A 19,023-nucleotide genomic window follows, 5' to 3' on the forward strand; every position below is an offset into this window, starting at 1 on the left:
CTGAAGTCGTAGACTAAGCGAAGTGCTTACTAGCACGCGTTCTGCGGATCTAAGGGGCCTGCAACCGAGCCTTGGGCTGGGCGTCACCGGCGGGACTGAAAACGGTGAATGCTTTGGGGCAGCTGGACCCTGGACCGTTGGAAATGTGGGAAGGTACTCGATGAGCCGAGGGATGCACGCCGTACAGCTCTCGATCCGCTCTTGATTGAGTGCCGGTCAAACAAACTCAGTATCCTACTGTTGCGTCTCGACTGGGCCGCCACGACGATTGGACCGTAGACATGAGCGATGCTGACATCAGCGGCGAGCCGACCGTCAGGATGACCCGCGCGGAGCTGGCCGCCGCGACTAAAGAACGGATTGTGACGGGTGCCCAACAGCTGCTGCAAGAGCAGCCGTACGAGGACGTCACTCTGGTCGGGATTGCTGCGGCCGCCCGGGTGTCCCACCAAACCGTGCTTAATCATTTCGAGTCAAAAGACGGTGTGATTCTCGCCGTGCTCGACGCGCTTCGCCAACAAACCGCAGCGGTGCTTTCGCGCCCTCAGCCGGGTGACGTCAAGAGTGTGGTTAGAGCGCTCGTCGGCACCTACGAAATGGTGGGCGACATCGTGGTCGGCTGGTTGAGCTCCTCGCAACATTCTGCAGAGAGCGAGCAGGCGATGACAGATGGCCGCGGCCGCCACCAGCAGTGGCTCGAGAAAATGTTTGCCGACGCATTGCCCACCGGTATTGCCACTAGGCGGCGCATGGTCACCGGGCTGGAAGCGGCGACCGATATCTACGTTTGGAAACTGCTACGGCGTGACTTGCGACGTAGCCGTGCAGCAACCGAGGACGTAATGGGAGACTTGGTATTCGGTGTTCTCAACGGCCCATATAAGTAGGCGACGGCGGCAACTGCTTAAGTTGCATGGGTTGGTCGCTGTGCTGGTGAGTGGCGGAGTTGGCGGGCTGATAGTTACGGGGGGAGCGTCCGGTCCACCGTCGGAAGGCGCGGGTGAACGCGCTGGGCTCGGAGAACCCTAGGGATTGGGACAGTTCGGCGATGGTTTGGTTGCCGCGGGCTAGGGCAGACAGGGCGGCGTCACGTAATACTTGCTCGCGGATCTGTGAGACCGAAGTGTTTTCGTCGCGCAGGCGGCGCCATAGGGTTGGCCGGCTCATTCCTATGTGGGCGGCGATTTCGTTACTGGTGCAGTGAGGTTGGCCGAGGCGGTCTTCGATGATGTGGCGTACTTGGTCGGTGAGGGTGGTGTGGAGGTCGCATTCGCCTAGCAGGTTCTTTGGGGCGTCATGCAGAAAGTGGTCGATCTCGTCGTGGCTGCGCACGAAGCGGCAGGTAAGTGCTTCGGTGTTGAAGACCAGTGCGGCTCGTGGGGCGTTGAATACCGGGGGTGCGCCGAACATGGTGTGGTAGCCGGCTTGCCGGGTGGTTTCGGGGTGGGGGAGTTCGAGTCGGTGCAGTTTCAGGGGTCTTCGGGTGGCCCAGTTTATGATTCGGTGGGCGACCAGGAGCAGTGCCACCGACGCCATGCTCAGTGCTGAGGTGTCAAAGTTCGTGAGGTCGATCGCCAGGATGGCGGCGGCTGGGGTCTGTTCGATGGTTACGGCGGGCAGGCCGGTGAAGGTGGTGCGGAATTCGTCATAGCGTTTGACCGCGGTGGGCAGATCGGGTGCGCTGCACACGGCGAAGGTGAGCGGTCGTAGTGCGCCGGGGGGCAATCCGATGGTGGCGAGGCCCATGAGGTCGTCGCCGGTGGTTTGCCAGAGGTGGCGCATGCCTAGGGCGGCGTTGGTGGGGGTGATCTGCACGCGGTGGTTGAGGTGTTGGGGTGTGGAGATCTTCGCCGCCTGCACCAATGCTTGCAGGTCCCAATGTTGTTTGACTGCTACGCGCACGATTTCTCTGGCTTCCTCGGCCGGTAGGGCGTAGCCGACGTTGGTGGAGGTGGTCGCGGGGGAATTGCCGCTGTGTTGCAGTGGCTTGCACACCAGGGCGGTGGTGGATGGCTGCGGCTGGTTTCGGCGGCGTGGTTGGCCGTTTTGCGGTAGTGGGGCCATGGTTGCCTCCGGTCGGTTGTTCGGAGTGGGCCATCGGACAATGGGAGTCGCGCGTCACATTGCCGTTAGTGTTGTGTTACAACTCTTTTGAGTTGTCGGCTGGGCCGGCTGCCGGTGCCGTTGCAACGCATCCTGAATCATTTGGGTTGAGTGGTAGTCAAGCATAATGTTGGAGTGTCGGTCAAGTTAGTTGCGAAGACTTCTGCTATTGACCGCGGTTCTCGGCGCTTCTCGGCGGTTCTCGGCGGTTCTCGGCGCGTCGCAAGGGGCGCAACGTGGGTGCGAATGACAGCCCTTGCGCACTTTGTTGGGCAGTCGGCTTGGTGCATCGGCTCTGCCCACGCGGCCTGCAGAGCTGTCCGTGCCCGGTCGGCCAGATGAAACCCGTTGAGACAGTTGGTCAACTGAACTGAGACGGGACGTCATCGCGCAACCGGGCTCGGGTCCTTAGCGTTTGAAGAACGGTCGATTTTGGCAAGGCCGCGCTGTTCGTCCGATTGCGGCGTCGGTTCGCGTGCTGGAGAGGCTCGTGGTTGACCTAGGTCAATTGGATAGTGAGATTGCTGCCCGCAGTGGGTCGGTTCCGCACCACGGCGGCGCAGGTTATGCGTTCGATGCCCAAGCCGGCGGTGGTGCCGTCTTACGGTTCGCTGCTCCATGCGGCGACGGTACAAATTCTTGGGAAGGACTGTGTCGTTGAACTTTCCGATGTTGCCCCCCGAAATCAATTCCGCCCAGATGTTCACCGGGCCAGGGTCGGCGCCCATGCTGAGGGCGGCGGCGGCGTGGACTCAGGTGGCCCGCGAGATGGCGACGGCGGCAGGCTCGTTTTCCTCGACGATTTCAACGCTCGTGGGTGGTTCGTGGCAGGGCTCGGCGTCGGCGGCAATGATCGCCGCGGCCGGACCCTATGCGGAGTGGTTGCGTGCCACGGCGATGCAAGCCGAGGGTGCTGCTGGACAGGCGCAGGCGGCGGCGGCCGCGTTTGAAGCGGCACGAAGCGCTACGGTCCACCCGGAACTGGTGGCCCTGAACCGAAACCGGTTCGTGTCGTTGGCAATTTCGAACCTACTGGGCCAAAACACCGCGGCGATCGCAGCGGCCGAGGCGGAGTATGAGCAGATTTGGGCCCAGGACGTGGCCGCAATGTTCGGTTACCATGCCGGGGCCTCGGCCGCGGTCTCGGCGTTGGCGCCATTTGCCCAGCCGCTGCGTAACTTGGTCGGTCTGGTTGGCAACGTGGCGAGCGCCAACGGTGCGAGTGCTGCCGCGAGTCCAATCGACGGTCTCGAACCGTTGGGCTGGGCAGAGTCCGGTCTGCGCTACATCGGGTCACGGGTGTCGGCAAGCTTGGGCAATGCGATGTCGGAGTTCAGTCGCATCGTCAACCTCGGCAGCGAGAACACCGGTTTCGCAAATATCGGATTCCTCAACACTGGTAGCGGGAATATCGGCAGCAATAATTTCGGCAACGCCAACATTGGCTACGACAACCTCGGCAGCTCTAACGTAGGTGGCCTTAATCTGGGCTTCGGCAACACCGACTGGACGTCGAACACCATTAGTAACAATATTGGTGCTGCGAACACCGGGTGGCTAAATCTCGGCATTGGCAATACGGGCAATGGAAACATTGGTTTCGGCAATACCGGCTCACACAATTTTGGGATCGGGCTAACCGGTGATCGCAAGTTCGGGTTTGGTGGTTTTAATTCCGGCTCCGCCAACTTTGGGTTGTTCAACTCGGGCGATGGAAACATCGGTTTCGGAAACTCTGGAACAGGCAACATCGGCTTCTTCAATTCGGGTTCCGGAAACATTGGCTTCGGTAACGCAGGCAGTGAAAACTGGGGTGTGGCGAACTCGGGTGTCGGTTCCCGGGGCATTTTGAACGCTGGGGTCGCAAGCTGGGGATTCTGGAACTCTGGCGATTCGAACACGGGCGTCGGAAACGCCGGTAGCGGCAACACCGGACTGCTCAATTCGGGCAACTTTAGCAATGGCTTGATGTTGACGGGCGATCACCAAATAGGCTTCAATGAAGAAACCCTGGCTGCCGCTCGATCCCTTTACCAGCAGCAAATCGTAATGCCGATCGAAAGGCTCGACGCTTTAACCGACGAGGCGTTGCACCAATACGTCTATACGCCCGCCCAAGCAGGTTATGACCAAGCTGGCCAGGCTGTGCAGCAATACGTTCGCGCCCCGATCCTTCAAATGGGTGACCAGGCAGAGCAGGCATTGCAGCAATACGTGTACCCGCCGATTGACCAGGTGCGCGGTCAGACGGGACAGGCGTTGGTGCAGTATTTCTACAATCCAGTCCACCAGGTCGGACAGCAGTGGATTACCAGTCCGGTTGGGGCACAGGTGGACCAGGTGATCAATGCTCCCTTTGTTGCCGTAACGGGGCGGCCATTGATCGGTAATGGTCTGGACGGGTTGACCGGTTCCAACACCAGTATTGATGGCACCCCCGGAGGCTGGCTGTTTGGCAACGGCGGGAATGGAGTCAACGGCGGCGCGGGTGGTGCGGCGGGGTTGATCGGCAATGGCGGTAACGGCGGCGCTGGTCTTCCTGGTGTGGCCGGTGTCAATGGCGGTGCCGGCGGTGCCGGGGGGGCGGGCGGTGCCGGTGGGTGGTTGATCGGCAACGGTGGCGCAGGTGGGATGGGTGGAATGGGTGCTGCCGGCGCCGCCGGTGCCGATGCTGGCTTCGCTGTCGGCAACCCTGACGGTGGTGCTGGAGCAGTCGGTGTTACCGGCCATACCGGCCAGGCCGGCGGCCACGGCGGCGCCGGCGGTGCCGGCGGTCGGGCCGGACTAATCGGTATCGGCGGTGCCGGAGGTACCGGAGGTGCTGGTGGTGGTGGCGGCGCTGGTGGGCACGGCAGCAATGGCGGTGCCGGTGCCGCAGGACTCAGCTATGGCGATGGCGCCAATTACGACGGTGGTGACGGCGGAGTCGGTGGCGACGGCGGAACGGGCGGCGCCGGCGGGAATGGTGGGGCCGGAGGTGTCGGCGGTGCCGGTGGACTGTTGGGTACCGCGGGTAATCACGGCGGCGGAGGCGTCGGCGGTGCCGGCGGCGCTGGTGGAAATCCGGGCGACGGCGGCGCCGGCGGTGTCGGTGCGGACGGGCCCAGCGGCGGCAGGGGTGGTGCTGGGGGCGCTGGCGGTAATCCCGGTGTCGGCGGCGCCGGTGGCCTCGGAGGTGACAGCGGCGGCGGCGCCCGCGCCGCCAGTGGGGTGGCTGGCAGCAGTGTTCCCGCCGTTGGCTTGATGGGCAATGGTGGGGCCGGCGGCGCCGGTGGTCACGCCACTGCCGCCGGCGGCGCTGGCGGAGACGGTGGTGCGGGCGGCGACGGCGGGGCGATCGGTAATGGCGGGGCTGGCGGACACGGCGGCAACGGCATGGCCGGTGCCGCTGGCGCGCACGGCGCAAATGGTGTCGTTCCCCAAATGAATGTTCCCAATACTGCCGGCGAAACGGGCGGTGCCGGCGGTGACGGGGGTCGCGGGGGGCATGGGGGAGCGGGCGGTAACGGTGGACTGGTTCGCGGTAACGGTGGCAACGGGGGCAATGGCGGAGTCGGCGCTGACGGCGGTATTGGCGGCAACGGCGGTGACGGCGGTGACGGCAGGGCTAACCCCGAGCTTCTTGGCTGGGACGGCGGAGACGGCGGCGACGGCGGGGCTGGCGGAGCCGGCGGTGACGGTGGCAATGGCGGGGTCGGGGGCATCGCCCAAGCGCCGGGATACAGCGACGGTAAACACGGTGCCGGTGGCGCAGGGGGCAATGGCGCGCTGGGCGGAGCCGGGGGCAACGGCGGCGACGGCGGACACGGCCGCGATGGCTACACCGTTTCCAGTACTACTTTCGACGGCTGGGCTGGTGGTGACGGCGGCGACGGTGGCGACCCCGGCGCCGGCGGCGCGGGTGGCAAAGGTGGTGACAGCGGTGGCGGCCTTCGCGCTGCCGACGGTCTCACCGCCAGCGACTTTGGCCCTGGCACGGGCGGTAACGGTGGCAACGGCGGTGACGGGGGGAACGGCGCCACTCGGACCGCGTTCGTCAACACCAAGTCCGGCGATGGCACTAACGGCGGGGCGGGTGGTGCCGGTGGCAACGGCGGTCTGATCGGTAACGGCGGTAACGGGGGTCACGGCGGCAAGGGCGGCAACGGCGCCGCCGGCGTCCTTCCCGAACCGCGGGGACAGATGAGCAACGGTGATGCCGGCGATGATGGCGGGACGGAGGTGGTTTTGATATGGGGGGCCGTTCACCACACCGCCGAACCCGGTGGTAATGGCACCTCTGCCAATCCCGGCCTGACTGGCCACGTTTTCATGGTCGGCGGCGACGGCGGCGACGGCGGTTGGGACTTGGAGCAGCCGGTATTTCCCGGAGTCGATCCCACGCAGAATGTCGTCAACTTCAACGCCTATGCCGCCGACGGTGGCAATGGTGGCAACGGCGGCTTTGGCGCCGCCGGCGGTAAGGGCGGCGCCGGCGGTGTTGCGCAATCGATCGGAATAGGCAATCAGTATGGCCTTCCCGGGGGCGACGGTTATGCCGGCAGCGCCTACGCCGGTTCCGGTGGCGACGGAGGAAACGGTGGTCCCGGTGTGCCCGGCGGTCAGGGTGGCGCCGGCGGTGCCGGCGGAGCAGGGGGCCGTGGCGGTTTGCTGGCCGGTCACGGCGGTGACGCCGGCAACGGCGGTGAAGGAGGTGCCGGCGGCACGGGTAGTACTGGCGCGGCGGGCGGCGCGGGCGGTGCCGGTGGATCCGCATACGGCACGTCGCCGTCGGTGGTGCCCCCCGGCCATGCCACCACCGCAGTCGGTGGCGCCGGTGGTAACGGTGGTAACGGTGGCACCGGTGGTGCTGGCGGCGATGGCGGCGCCGGTGGAGCTGCCGGCGCCGTCGGCCAGGCCCAAGCGGAGGGTTACAGCGATGGCAGCAGTGCTATGGCCGGCGCTGGCGGTGCCGCTGGCGCGGGTGGTGCCGGCGGAGCCGGTGGTGCCGGTGGTGCCGGTGGAGTTGGTCAGAACGCTGGGACCAACATAACGGGCGCGACGGGCGCAACCGGCCTACAGGGTGCCACCGGTGCGGCGGGCAAGGCAGGACCTTCTGGCGATACCCCTTGATCCGCCGAATAGACGGTCTGACTATGCCTGGTGCGGCTGGTGCGGCGCGGGGCGTGCTTCGGAAGGACCTAGGGCTGCTGTGCTTTCCGTGCAACTAACCGTTGTGGAAGCGGCGCGCCGCCGGACCGATGGCCGAGGCGATGCTGCAGTAACTCGGTCAGCGCGGCTGGTAGCTACGGGGTGGGTGCCCGGTCCAGCGTCGGAAGGCGCGGGTGAATGCGCTGGGTTCGGAGAATCCGAGGCGTTGCGACAGTTGGGCGATGGTTTGGTCGCCGTGGGCGAGAGCGCTCAGGGCGGCGTCGCGTAGTACTTGGTCGCGGATTTCGGAGATCGAAGTGTTTTCTTCGCGCAGGCGGCGCCACAGGGTTGGGCGGCTCATTCCGACGCGTGCGGCGATTTCGTTGCTGGTGCAGTTGGGGTCGCCGAGTTGGTCTTCGATGATGTGACGTACTTGGTCAGTGAGAGTGGTTTGGAGGTCGCATTGGGCTAAGAGCTTGGTTGGGGCGTCGTGCAGGAGGTCTTCGATGTCGTCGTGGCTGCGTACGAAGCGGTAGGCAAGTGCGTCGGCGTTGAAGACCAGTGCGGCCCGGCGGGCGTTGAACAGAGGGGGTGCGCCGAACATGGTGTGGTAGCCGGCTTTTCGGGTGGTTTCACCGTGGGGGAGTTCGACTTGGTCCAGTTTTAGGGGTCGGCGGGTGGCCCAGTTGATGATTCGGTGGGCGACGAGGAGGAGTGCTACGGACGCCACGGGTAGCGCTGAGGTGTCGAAGTCGGCGAGGTCGATTGCCAACACGGCTGTGTGTTCGGTTTGTTCGATGGTGACGGTGGGCAGGCCGGTGAAGGCGGTGCGGAACTCTTGGTAGCGCTTGACCGCGGTGCTCAGGTCGGGTGCGCCGCAGACGGCGAAGGTCAGTAGTCGTAGCGCCCCGGGGGGAAGTTTGATGCTGGCTAGGCCCAGCAGGGTGTCGCCGGTGAGTTGCCAGAGGTGTTGCATGCCCAGGGCGGCGTTGACGGGGGTGATCTGCACGTAATGGTTGAGGTGTGCCGATGTGGTGGAGATCTTTGCCGCTTGCACCAAGGCTGGCAGGTTCCATTGTTGTTTGACTGCCACGCGCACGAATTCTCTGGCTTCTTCTGCCGGCAGGGCGTAGCCGACGGTGGGGGTTGGGGCGGCGGTGGGGTTGGTGGCCAAGGTTAGGGCCTTGCTGGTGCTGCGCTGTACTGGTTCACAAATCAGGGCTCTGGCGGTTGACTGGAGTCGGTTTCGGCGGTGGAGGTGTTCGTCTTGTTGAAGGGTCATGATTGCTTCCTCTGGTCCCGTTCAGAGTGGGGGACATCGGACAATGGATGTCCAACGTCGGATTGTCGCTAGTCATGTGGTTCAACGCTTTTCAGTTGGCATCCCCGCTAATGCGAACCTAATGAGGGCAGCGAGTCCACTCCCGCGCGAACGGCAACTCGGAGTCCTGCTTGGCCGCTTCTCGCCTTACGCCAAGCATCATTGCTTGTGACGTTTGACAAATATTCGTCGCTGGTATGACGGATAGTTAATATACATGAGTCAGGTAACGCCCACAAGGGTTGGGTTTGCGGGCAACATGCTCGTCATACTTTGAGCCATCGCAGGTTTCACTCATTGCGTGTGCGCTCAGGGGGCACGCAGCTGAGCCGCCTCGGTGAAAGTTCCTTAGTGGCTGTTGATTTCATGACAACCAGACGATGTCATTACGTTGTGCGTGTTGCGGCCCCGGGGCTTTCCCGCGCGGTGGTGACTGCGTGCAGTTAGCCCGCGCTTGGTGTTCTGCTGGTGTGCAACATGTTTGAGGACAGGGTTTCTGGACGATGTGGGGCAGCCGTTGGCGAAGCGCTCGAATTTGGCCGGCGATCCAGCCATGAAGACCTCCTGAGACAACGGGTCAACCGAACTGAGACGCAGGGTCATCGCGCAATCGGCCGAGGAATGCTTAGCGTGTGAAGACAATCGACGTGTGTAGCTAGGTCACGCTGTTCGTGGAGGGGCAGCGTCATTCACCGCGCGAGGGACTCGCGGTTGACACGTGTCGATTGCCGGCGTGGCTCCTGGCATCGTCGAATCACGGAGCGGTGCTGGACCTTCCGCGCACCGAGCGGGTGTGAAGGTGCCTTCATCGGTGCCCTCGGCAAGGTCGGGCGGGTAGCAGAATGAGGTTCCCCAGGATTGGTGGACATCTGAGATAGCGGGACGGTGGTCCCCTGGAAGGATGTTCGTATGCCACGATCTCGGCGGTCGTTTTCTCCTGAGTACAGGGTTGAGGCGGCGCATCGTGTCATTGATGGGAATCGGCGTGTTAGCGAGGTTGCCCGCGAGCTGGATCTCAATGAGAACCTGCTGCATAAGTGGGTGCGAGATGAACGGCGACGGATGGCCGCGGCCGCAGCTGGCGGTCGGCCGGATCCTGGTGGTGGTGAAGGGCTTTCGGTCGATGAGCGCGCGGAGTTGGTGGCACTGCGCGCGCGGGTGGCCGAGCAGGCGAAGGACATCGCTTTCCTGGAAAAAGCCTCGGCGTACTTTGCAGCACAGCATCGAAGGTGAGCCGGTTTGAGCTCATCGCTGCAGAGTGCGCCGGCTACGACGTGACACGCATGGCCGAGCTGCTCGGGGTATCCAGGGCGGGCTACTACAAGCATGCCCATACCTGCACCGCTGCTGAGCCCACACCTCGGGTGCAGCGCCGCCGTGACCTGGAGGTCAAGATCCTTGCCCATCACCGCGCCTCACGGGGCACCTATGGGTCACCGCGCATCACCGCCGACCTGCACGCCGAGGGTGAACGAGTTTCGGAGAACACGGTCGCCAAGATCATGGCCGAGTTGGGCATTGAGGGGATCAGTCCGCGCACCTTTAAGACCACCACCCAGGTCGACCCGGCAGCCTCGTTTCCCCCCGGATCTGGTCGGGCGCTGCTTTGACCAGGGCCGTATCGACGCGGTGTGGTCCTCCGACATCACTTACCTGTGCTGCGGAGACGGTGACATGTTTTTATGCGCCATCCGTGACGAACACTCGCGGCGCGCGCTGGGCTGGGCCGTTGATGACCACATGCGCACCGAGCTGGTCACACTGGCCGTCGAGCGGGCCGCGTTCGTGCGCGCTCACCGCTGCCAGGGGGGTCATATTGCATTCGGATCGCGGTACTCAGTACACCGCCCACGACATGGCGCTGGCCTGCGCCGCTCACGGGCTTCGGCGCTCGATGGGCGCGACCGGGATTTGTTGGGATAACGCCGGCGCTGAATCGCTGTGGTCGAGCTTCAAGCACGAGTGCTACTACCGGCACGCCTTCGCGACGAAAGCGGAACTTGTTGCAGCAGTTGACAATTGGATGATTTTCTACAATAATGATCGAAGGCACTCAGCACTTGGAATGCGCTCACCTATCGACTATGAACGCACGCTGCGTGCCACCACGGAAGCAAGCTAACCGTGTCTACTTTTTCGGGGGAACCCCAGAAGGCACCGTGATGACCGATGGTCATCACGGTGTGGCCGTAGTTCGGTGACGTTCGTGGCGAGAGTCCCGCAGAGGGGTCGGGGCTGTTCGTAGTGGAGAAGTAGTGAGTGCAGACCGCTGCCTCGTCGGCGTCTATCAAGACTGGTGGAAGAGGAACGGAGTCTTGCCCTAGCGGGAAGGTGACGTCAGGTGCCGTCAACTCGTCAGCAACGACATCAGGAGCGTCCAGTGTCATCACGTGGCCTACGTTGGGCAGGCGGCGGGCATGGACGTCGCGGATGACCCTGTGCGCCCGCGCAAGTGCGGCCTGTGGGCCGCCGGCGTAGATGACTTCTCGCGCGCCGAGCAACACGGTGGTAGGTGCGCTGATCCGGCGGAGTTCGTCGTCGGTGAGCCTGGTCGGTGGAGGCAGTAGCAACTGATGCGATACCCGGCCCGAGGTGAAGCGCCGCACGGCCAGCGCCATGACCGGATCGGAGCCCGCGTACGGCCTGCTTGCCGCCCACAACAGGGCGCTTTGCGCGACGGACGGAATGAGACCGCAGCATCGCGGCGGAGACCGTCCGGATCAACCACTGATTCGTGATGCGGGCCAATGTCGCCGCCGGGCTCATCACAACGAGCCGGTTGACCAGTTCCGGAGTGTGGACTCCCGCCACCGCCGCGAGCCAGCCGCCGTAGGACAGCCCGGCCACCCGCGCATTCGTGATGTCAAGCGCGCCGAATGTCTGACGTAGCCAATCGACATAGTCCGACGCCCCGCGAACCCGCTTCGTCGCTACGCTCCTGTTCGCGTCGGTGACGGTGTCGATGCAGTAGCAGCGGAAGCAGCGACGGACAGGCGCGATGATCGGACCCCACATCGCGGCGGTGACCGCCGCACGGTGGAGCAGGACCAGTGGCGGCGCGGACTCGGGGCCGGTGACGAGAACGTGCGTCGTGCCGAACGACGTTGAAACGTCGCGTTCTTCGACGGGAACGGGCTAGCTGCGCAGGATTTCGTCGTATTTCTCGATGAACTGCTCCCGAGCCTCTCGGCTTAGAAGGGATCCAGGTTCACCATGCGGACATGGTATGGCGGGAACCCTGGGTCCCCGGTGAGGATTCGGAGGACATCACGGAATCAGGGATGAAGGTGCCATTGACCGCAGTCCTCGGCAAGCATGTCGTTGACGTCGACTTCTTGTCCCCCTACTTTCGGACCGTGATTGGACGCCGTACTCACCACGCGTTGGTAGAGCACCGCGGCAGGGAAGATCTGACCGCCGGACCACGCCTTGGTCTGCCAGGCCCACCGCCGGCCGGGGGTGCGCGAACTTCCGATGACGCCGTCGGCGGCAGCCCATTTGCACACGTCGATACCGCCGTAGACACCGGTGCGCTGCACCCCCAGCACTGAGTTGATTCCGCGAAACCACTGCAGTGCCACCGTTTTCCAGGTCTCGTGGCTGATGTCCTCGTCGATGGTGAAGAAGATTGGGGCACTCTGACCGCCACCTGCCGCGGTATGCAATTTCCATGCCGTGCGAGCATCGGCGACGCCGCCGGCGAAGCCGCGCTTGAAGTCCGACGGTGCTGTGCCGCCTGGCTTGCCGTATTGGTAGTTGCTGACGATCATCAGCCCAGCAGCCTTGAGCTGGTCGGCGTACTGGCGGGTGATCGGCTTGGCTCCAAACGACGAGCCGGGACGTGATAGTGAGACGTAATTGATGACCCCGTGGTAACCGGCGGCTCGAATCTGCTCTGCGGGAATCTGGCGCATCGCGAAGTCGATCAGTTTAGGAGTAGCTCCCGGGGTTGCGGGAAGGGCGCCTGCCGTTGCCGTATACCACCCTGGCATTGCAGAAATGGCTGCGGTGTAGCGAAATACGTCACGCCGGGTAATCTGGCGTGACCGTAGGCGGCAAGCTTCCCACGACACGTCCTGCATCGCGCGATGTTAACTATGTGATTTCAGTTAACAGAAGTGGTGTGTCGTAGCTGATATCAAATCGGTCTGTGTGGTTAACCGACCCGAGCCCGTCAGCAACGAATCGGTTCGCCGAACAAACCGGTGCCGCACTCGATCGTGGAGTGGATGTCGTCCTGCGGATTACACCCGTGCGCCGGCGCTGCCGATCGCAAGGTCAGATCGCTGCAAATTCGGGGCGGCCAGCGGCGGTTAGTGCTGAACTCGGATTCCGAGGCTCATCCGGACCAAATCCAAATCGTCGTAATAGCGCATGGTCGACGGTGAGGATTTCGGGATCAGCACAGGAGTCGCCCGCTGTTTCGACGCCATTCGAAACCTTTCGCGGGACAGGTCGACGTAACCTGCTGCGTGCAGTGACAACAAGAACGCAGCACCGAGCAGAACGCCGCCGCCCACCAGTACCGAGTACGCGATGCCGCGTCGGGTAGCGACGATGGCGGCGCACTGATTCTCGTAGTCACTGGGCACGTAGAAGGCGCCAAAGCTGCTGTGCAGGTCTTTGTTCAGAGCGTCTTCTCGGGCAGCGAAGTCGTAGTCGGGGTGAAACGCGGTGCCGCACGCGATCGGGAGGCCGGTGCGATCGACAGCCTGAAGGGACAACGGCAATGGCAACACAAGAAGTGCGGCGAGCACCGCTGCGGCGCCGATAATGCCTAACACCCACCTCACTGTGCAGCCTCCAGGTTCTGCAAGCGTTTATTTGGCGTGTGTTTACCCCGTCCCACGATTCTTACGCCAACAAAGGCGAGAAAAGTTGCGCGAAACCGGTGTGGTCGATCGCCAAAGGCGACCGGACTGCTCGACGTTGGATTCTCGAGCGCGTCCGGCTATGTTGCTCTCTTCAGCGGTCGCGGCGACCGCTACGGTCGGAAGGCTCTTGACCTACTTCGGTGGCATCCGGATGCCACCGTCAACACGGACGACCTCGGCGTTCATGTAGGAGTTGGTGACCAGCTCAACAACCATGGAAGCCAACTCGTCGGGCTTACCGAGGCGGCGGGGGAACAACACGGACTCGCCCAGCTTCGCCTTGAATGCCTCCGAGGCTTCGCCCTCGCCATAGATCGGGGTGTCGATCAGGCCCGGGGCAACGGTGTTGACGCGGATGCCGACCGCCGACAGGTCGCGTGCGACGGGCAGGGTCATACCCACGACGCCGCCCTTGGACGAGCTGTAAGCGGCCTGGCCGATCTGGCCATCGAAGGCGGCAACACTGGTCATGTTCACGATGGCGCCGCGTTCGCCGGTCTCGGTGGGTTCGTTCTTGCTCATCTGGGTCGCCGCGATCCGGATGCAGTCGAAGGTGCCGACCAGGTTGATTTCGAGCACCTTCTTGTACGCGTCAAGGTTGTGCGCCGAGGAGAATTCGCCGTCTTTGCCGATGGTGCGTTGGGCCCAGCCGATGCCCGCCGAGTTGACCAGGACACGCAACGGACCCAGGTCCGCGGCGGTCTTGACCGCGTCGATGATCTGCTCGGTATTGGTCACATCGACGGACACGAACACGCCGCCGATTTCCTGGGCGAGAGCCTCGCCCTTTTCCGCCTGCAGGTCGGCTACGACGACCCGGGCACCCTTGGCGGCCAACTGACGGGCAGTAGCCGCACCGATTCCTGACGCGCCGCCGGTGACGACTGCGCTCGCTCCACTGATATCCACCCCGGCATCATAGGTCTAGCCGTTCCAGCCCCTGCGAAGTGACCGGATGTACCGGTGAATTGCGTTGTGCTGCAACGTCGTCAGCAATGAACCCGCGACAGCGCGATCGCTTCGCGCATACCCCGGGTCGCTAGTTCGTCAGCGAGGACGTTGTCGGCGATGCCGGCGTGTCCTTTCACCCAGAACCACTCGACGCGGTGCCGCGCACAGGCCGCTTGCAGCCGCTGCCAAAGGTCGACGTTCTTCACCGGCTGCTTCGCGGCGGTCTGCCAGCCATTGCGCTCCCAGCCGAGAATCCACTTGGTGATGCCGTTCCGAACATAGGTGCTGTCGGTGTAGAGATGCACCGTCACCGCTCGGGTGAGGGCCTCGAGCGCCATGATCGGTGCCGTCAGTTCCATCCGGTTGTTGCTGGTCGGGTTGGCCTCGCCACCGCACATCTCGCGGACGTGGTGACGTTGACGCAACACGGCTCCCCATCCGCCGGGCCCGGGATTGGGTTTGCAGCCGCCGTCGGTGTGGATGACGACGACGTCGTCGCCCCTTGCGCCTGGGGCCGGACGGCCGATCCCGCCAGCGTTCAGGGCGGGCCCGCAATCTTCAGTGTCGACCATGGGCCGAGGATAGGCAGTCGGTCGCCACAATTGGCTCCGCGACTCGCGAGGCGCTGCGATTGGTCACTGGGCCTCGGTGAACGAGGCGGCGAAAAACCGCCGCAGCATGGCCAATTCGGTGTCGGGGTCTTTCAACGGCCACAGCCATAGGGCGAGAAAGACGCGTATGAGCCATTGGGCGGCCAGTGAATCATCTGTGCCCAGCATCTCGGCGGCAAAACCGGTGACGGCAGGCGAGTTGGGCAGCCACTCTCCGCCGACGTTCATGTTTGTTGAGCGAAAGTGTTGTGTCAGCGGATGTGATTGCATGCGTCGAAGTGCCGCAACGGTAGCGGTCAGGACTCGGTCCGTTCCGTGCAGGTCCTTGATCTCTTCACGCAGCGTGTCGACGATCTGCGTTGCTTGGATCTTGACAACCGCATCACGAATCGCGGCTTTTCCGCCGGCACGGCGGTAGATCGTGGCCGGCGAGCAATGAACCCGCCTCGCCAAATCTTCGATGGAAAAGGCTTCATATCCGACGTCGGCGATGAGGTCCGCAGCGGCCGCGTAGATCCGTTCCGTGGCCTCGCTATGACGATCCCCGCCGACCAGCCAGTCCGTTTGTGGCATACGGCGATGGTCCCTCTGCCGGACCCCTACTGCAACTGGTTTCGCACGGTGAGACATTTTCCTGAATTTTCTCACACTCGAGCGCAGGTGAAGCGATGCAACCGCTTTCGCAGGTGCTGCGGCCGGTGAGCTGCGGTTATCAACTTTGGCGGCAACCGTTGACGGGACGAACATCGGCGTTCAGCCTGACTTCATGGCGGTATTGGACGATCCCGCGAACTTCTTTGGCGCGCACGCGCTCCAGGATCCATATCCGCTTTACGAGCGCATGCGTGCGGAAGCCCCCGTACATCGCATCGGTGATTCGGTTTTCTACGCGGTGTGCGGCTGGGATGCGGTCATTGACGCCGTCAACCGGGTCGAGGACTTTTCGTCCAACCTCAGCGCGACCATGGTCTATCACGAGGACGGCACCGTCGCCCCGTTCCCGATGATGGAAGCAGGCGGCCCGGCCCACGTCTTGGCGACCGCCGACGACCCGAGTCATGCGCTGCACCGCAAAATCCTGTTGCCACATTTGTCCGCCAGGCGCGTCCGGATTATCGAAAATTTCGCCGGCGAAGTCGCCGAGCGTCTCTGGGCCGAGAACCTGCGCGACGGGCGCATCGAGTGGATGAGCGCCCTGGCCAATCGCCTCCCGATGATGGTGGTCGCCAAGCTGCTGGGCCTGCCCGAGACCGATGTCGACCGACTCATTCAACTGGGCTACGCCACCACCACATTGCTCGACGGGGTTGTCACACCGGCCCAGCTCCAGTCGGCCGGGGTTGCCGCCCTAGAGCTGTCGGCTTACGTCATGGAGCACTTCGAAAAGACCAACACCACAACCGAATCCGGTCTCATCTCAGACTTGGCCGCTCGGTACGCCTCGGGCGAGGTCGACCAGGGAATCGCGTTGGGCATCATGCTGACCCTCTTCAGCGCTGCCGGTGAATCGACCGCGTCATTGTTGGGTAGCGGCGCATGGATACTGGCTGACCGACCCGACATACAACGGCAGGTCCGGGACAACCCGGATCTGCTCAACGCATTCATCGAAGAGGCGCTGCGGTACGAACCGCCGTTCCGCGGCCATTACCGCCATGTGTGGCGCGACACGACCCTGGGCGGGGTGGAAGTGCCGGCCAACTCACACCTGCTCCTGATGTGGGGTGCGGCCAACCGCGATCCCGCACACTTTGAGGCCCCCGACGAATTTCGCCTCGACCGCTCAGGTGCCAAGGGCCACGTGACCTTCGGCAAGGGCGTGCACTTCTGCGTCGGCGCCGCACTGGCGCGGTTAGAGGCGCAGATCGTCTTTCGGACGCTCCTGGATCACACCAACTGGATCGACGTGGCCGACGTCGGCGAGTGGTTGCCCAGCATCCTGGTTCGCCGGTTCAGCCGGCTGGAGCTGGCGATTCAATAGGCCACGTGGTCAGCCGATTCCGCCGCGACTCCGGCAGGGTGAGTCCTGAAGGACGGCATTGCTAGGGAGCGCCGGGAGGCGGCGGAAAGCCCCCGGTGGCGATCGGGCCCCATCGGTCCGGTGTCAGCCTGATCAAGCACTTGCCTTGATCCACCATGGCTTGCCGGTACTCGTCCCAATCCGGGTGTTCTCCGGCGACCGCGCGGAAATACTCGACCAAGGGTTCAATCGCTTCGGGGAGCAAGATGACTTCGGCCTCGCCGTCGATCTGTACGTAGGGCCCATTGAAATCGTCCGAAAGCACTACGATGCTTGCTCTCCGACGGCGGGCAATGTTCGCCGACTTGGCTCGTTGCGGATAAGTCGCGATGACGATGCGCCCTTCGCTATCGACTCCGCCGGTGACCGGCGAGCTTTGCAGGGTCCCGTCGGCACGAAAGGTGGTTAGTATCATCTGGTTCCGAGGGCGAACGAAGTCGAGCAGGTCTTCCCGGTCGACTCTGTTTGCTGTTGCGAGCTTTTTACTCACGCCTCAACCTTTCACCGCCGACGCATGGCTAGGAGGATCCAGAGTTTGGATCATCGCGTCAGCCCAGTCGATGTGTCCTTCGAAGGCAAGCGATTCCGCCATTGCGCGATAGCGCCCCGCCAGGTCCCGGTTGAGGTGAGCCCGTCGTAGTGGTCCAGTCGTTGTGGGACTTTGATGCCCGAGTGTTCGGGCAGGAAGAATCGACGACGACATGGCAACGAACAAGCGCCGGCGGCACACGCCGGATCAGATCATCCGCAAGCTCGCCGAGGGCAACAAGCTCCTTGGGACCGGGCAGCAACTCAGCGAAGTGTGTCGCCACCTTGAGATCACCGAGTCGACCTGGCATCGCTGGGTCGCCCAGTACGGCGGGATGAAGGCCAGCGACGCCAAGCGACTCAACGAACTTGAGGCCGAGAACGCCCGGCTCAAGAAGCTGGTCGCCAACCAGGCCCTTGACATCGACATGCTCAAGGAGATCTCGTCGGGAAACTTCTGACCCCGAACCGCAAACGCAGCGCCGCGGCGATGCTGCGCGAGCGGTTCGGGGTCTCTGAACGGCGGGCGTGCGCGGTGGTCGGCATCCACCGTTCCACCATGCGTCTGCAACCAGCGCCGATCAGCGATGAGGAGGCCCAGTTGCGGGCCTGGCTACGCGCGTTCTCCACCCAGCGGCCCCGCTGGGGATGGCGCCGTGCTGCGATCGCGGCACGGCGAGCTGGCTGGAAGGTCAACAACAAGCGCATCCGCCGCCTGTGGCGCGAGGAAGGCCTACGAGTTCCGCAGCGGCGCAGGAAGAAACGCTTGACCGGCATCGGTGCGCAGGTCGGGGCGATGTGCCCGATCCGCCCGAATGCGATCTGGGCGATGGACTTTCAGTTCGACACCACCGCCGACGGACGAACGTTGAAGATGCTCAACGTAATCGATGAGTTCACCCGCCAAGCCCTGGCGATCGAGGTCGACCGGGCCATCAACGCCGACGGCGTGGTCGACGTCCTTGACCGTCTGGCCCTGATGCATGGGGCACCGGCCTACGTGCGGTTCGACAACGGACCCGAGTTCATCGCCCATGCTGTCAACGACTGGTGCCGCTTCAACGGCACCGGCTCGCTATTCATCGATCCCGGAGCCCCCTGGCAGAACGCCTGGATCGAGTCATTCAACGGCCGCCTGCGCGACGAGCTACTCAACTCCTGGCGCTTCGACTCCCTGCGAGAAGCCCAAGTCATCATCGAAGATTGGAGAATCGACTACAACGCCAACCGGCCTCACTCCGCCCACAATGGGCTCACCCCAACCGAGTTCGCCCTACAGTGGACCACGACCCACCAACCGCAAGCCGCATAGCGACTGGACCATCAAACGGGTCCCCCTCAGTTCGACGTCGCCACTGCCGCCGGGGGTCAGGATCCCCGAGCCCCCAAGCGGCCCGGGATCATCAGATACACGGCTACAGATATGTCTGTATCTATCAATGAATTTCGCCGTCGATGGGATCGACGCGAACAGTCGGATACACC

Annotated in this window: 17 protein-coding genes; 8 read left to right on the plus strand and 9 right to left on the minus strand. The window is 63.6% G+C overall.

Annotated features, from left to right (window positions below):
* Positions 1-281: 281 nt before the first annotated feature.
* Entirely contained in the window at positions 282-887 is a 606-nt protein-coding gene (locus tag G6N68_RS07120) for a TetR/AcrR family transcriptional regulator (protein WP_163709649.1), read from the plus strand.
* On the opposite strand, the gene G6N68_RS07125 is transcribed toward G6N68_RS07120, so the two are convergent.
* A complete protein-coding gene (locus G6N68_RS07125) occupies positions 868-2,064 on the minus strand; it encodes an AraC family transcriptional regulator (RefSeq protein WP_163709652.1) in 1,197 nt (398 codons plus the stop codon). The genes G6N68_RS07120 and G6N68_RS07125 overlap by 20 nt on opposite strands.
* Positions 2,065-2,760: 696 nt before the next feature.
* Here G6N68_RS07125 and G6N68_RS31405 point away from each other — a divergent pair.
* Complete coding sequence (locus tag G6N68_RS31405; RefSeq protein WP_163709656.1) at positions 2,761-7,215, plus strand: PPE family protein; 4,455 nt, start codon at positions 2,761-2,763, stop codon at positions 7,213-7,215.
* 157 nt (positions 7,216-7,372) lie between these two features.
* On the opposite strand, the gene G6N68_RS07135 is transcribed toward G6N68_RS31405, so the two are convergent.
* Positions 7,373-8,407 carry an AraC family transcriptional regulator gene (locus G6N68_RS07135; RefSeq protein WP_163709659.1) on the minus strand — a complete coding sequence of 345 codons (1,035 nt, stop codon included), beginning with the start codon at positions 8,405-8,407 and terminating at the stop codon, positions 7,373-7,375.
* Between the two features lie 1,056 nt (positions 8,408-9,463).
* Between G6N68_RS07135 and G6N68_RS07140 the strand changes: the two genes are divergently transcribed.
* Genes G6N68_RS07140 through G6N68_RS32020 form a run of 4 tightly spaced genes read left to right on the plus strand, consistent with a single transcriptional unit; the run spans position 9,464 to position 10,676 of the window.
* Positions 9,464-9,787 (plus strand): transposase, encoded by a 324-nt coding sequence (locus tag G6N68_RS07140; RefSeq protein ID WP_069422688.1) that lies wholly within the window; start codon positions 9,464-9,466, stop codon positions 9,785-9,787.
* Positions 9,784-10,164, plus strand: coding sequence for an IS3 family transposase (locus G6N68_RS07145; RefSeq protein ID WP_163709662.1), 381 nt, complete (start codon positions 9,784-9,786; stop codon positions 10,162-10,164). Before G6N68_RS07140 ends, G6N68_RS07145 begins: the two co-directional genes overlap by 4 nt.
* A 19-nt stretch (positions 10,165-10,183) precedes the next feature.
* Positions 10,184-10,477 (plus strand): DDE-type integrase/transposase/recombinase, encoded by a 294-nt coding sequence (locus tag G6N68_RS32015; RefSeq protein ID WP_163709666.1) that lies wholly within the window; start codon positions 10,184-10,186, stop codon positions 10,475-10,477.
* Positions 10,410-10,676 carry an integrase core domain-containing protein gene (locus G6N68_RS32020; RefSeq protein WP_371871680.1) on the plus strand — a complete coding sequence of 89 codons (267 nt, stop codon included), beginning with the start codon at positions 10,410-10,412 and terminating at the stop codon, positions 10,674-10,676. The genes G6N68_RS32015 and G6N68_RS32020 overlap by 68 nt, the downstream gene beginning before the upstream one ends.
* Here G6N68_RS32020 and G6N68_RS07160 read toward each other — a convergent pair.
* The 6 genes from G6N68_RS07160 to G6N68_RS07185 form a co-directional block, all read right to left on the minus strand.
* On the minus strand, positions 10,630-11,172 hold the full coding sequence (locus G6N68_RS07160; protein ID WP_163709672.1) for an alpha/beta fold hydrolase: 543 nt from the start codon (positions 11,170-11,172) through the stop codon (positions 10,630-10,632). The two genes, G6N68_RS32020 and G6N68_RS07160, sit on opposite strands and share 47 nt — an antisense overlap.
* 657 nt (positions 11,173-11,829) lie before the next feature.
* Complete coding sequence (locus tag G6N68_RS07165; RefSeq protein ID WP_163709675.1) at positions 11,830-12,636, minus strand: DUF1906 domain-containing protein; 807 nt, start codon at positions 12,634-12,636, stop codon at positions 11,830-11,832.
* 231 nt (positions 12,637-12,867) lie between these two features.
* On the minus strand, positions 12,868-13,338 hold the full coding sequence (locus G6N68_RS07170) for a hypothetical protein (RefSeq protein ID WP_163709679.1): 471 nt from the start codon (positions 13,336-13,338) through the stop codon (positions 12,868-12,870).
* Positions 13,339-13,560: 222 nt separating this feature from the next.
* Positions 13,561-14,337, minus strand: coding sequence for an SDR family NAD(P)-dependent oxidoreductase (locus G6N68_RS07175; protein ID WP_163709682.1), 777 nt, complete (start codon positions 14,335-14,337; stop codon positions 13,561-13,563).
* 80 nt (positions 14,338-14,417) lie between these two features.
* Positions 14,418-14,951, minus strand: a complete 534-nt coding sequence (gene rnhA / locus G6N68_RS07180) for a ribonuclease HI (RefSeq protein WP_163709686.1) — start codon at positions 14,949-14,951, stop codon at positions 14,418-14,420.
* A 63-nt stretch (positions 14,952-15,014) separates the two neighbouring features.
* Positions 15,015-15,563 carry a TetR/AcrR family transcriptional regulator gene (locus G6N68_RS07185; RefSeq protein WP_163718297.1) on the minus strand — a complete coding sequence of 183 codons (549 nt, stop codon included), beginning with the start codon at positions 15,561-15,563 and terminating at the stop codon, positions 15,015-15,017.
* Between the two features lie 193 nt (positions 15,564-15,756).
* Here G6N68_RS07185 and G6N68_RS07190 point away from each other — a divergent pair, with 193 nt between their 5' ends.
* Complete coding sequence (locus G6N68_RS07190) at positions 15,757-16,971, plus strand: cytochrome P450 (RefSeq protein WP_163709688.1); 1,215 nt, start codon at positions 15,757-15,759, stop codon at positions 16,969-16,971.
* 61 nt (positions 16,972-17,032) lie between these two features.
* Here G6N68_RS07190 and G6N68_RS07195 read toward each other — a convergent pair whose 3' ends face one another.
* A complete protein-coding gene (locus tag G6N68_RS07195; protein WP_163709691.1) occupies positions 17,033-17,500 on the minus strand; it encodes a PPOX class F420-dependent oxidoreductase in 468 nt (155 codons plus the stop codon).
* A 211-nt stretch (positions 17,501-17,711) separates the two neighbouring features.
* On the opposite strand from G6N68_RS07195, the gene G6N68_RS07200 reads away from it, so the two are divergent.
* Positions 17,712-18,850, plus strand: a protein-coding gene (locus G6N68_RS07200) for an IS3 family transposase (RefSeq protein WP_163709694.1) whose coding sequence is annotated in 2 segments (ribosomal slippage) — positions 17,712-17,982 and positions 17,982-18,850 — 1,140 coding nt in all. Because the reading frame shifts where the segments join, the coding sequence is not laid out codon by codon here.
* Positions 18,851-19,023 lie beyond the last annotated feature (173 nt).

Origin of the sequence: Mycobacterium bourgelatii (genome assembly GCF_010723575.1) — a bacterium.
Taxonomy (GTDB): domain Bacteria; phylum Actinomycetota; class Actinomycetes; order Mycobacteriales; family Mycobacteriaceae; genus Mycobacterium; species Mycobacterium bourgelatii.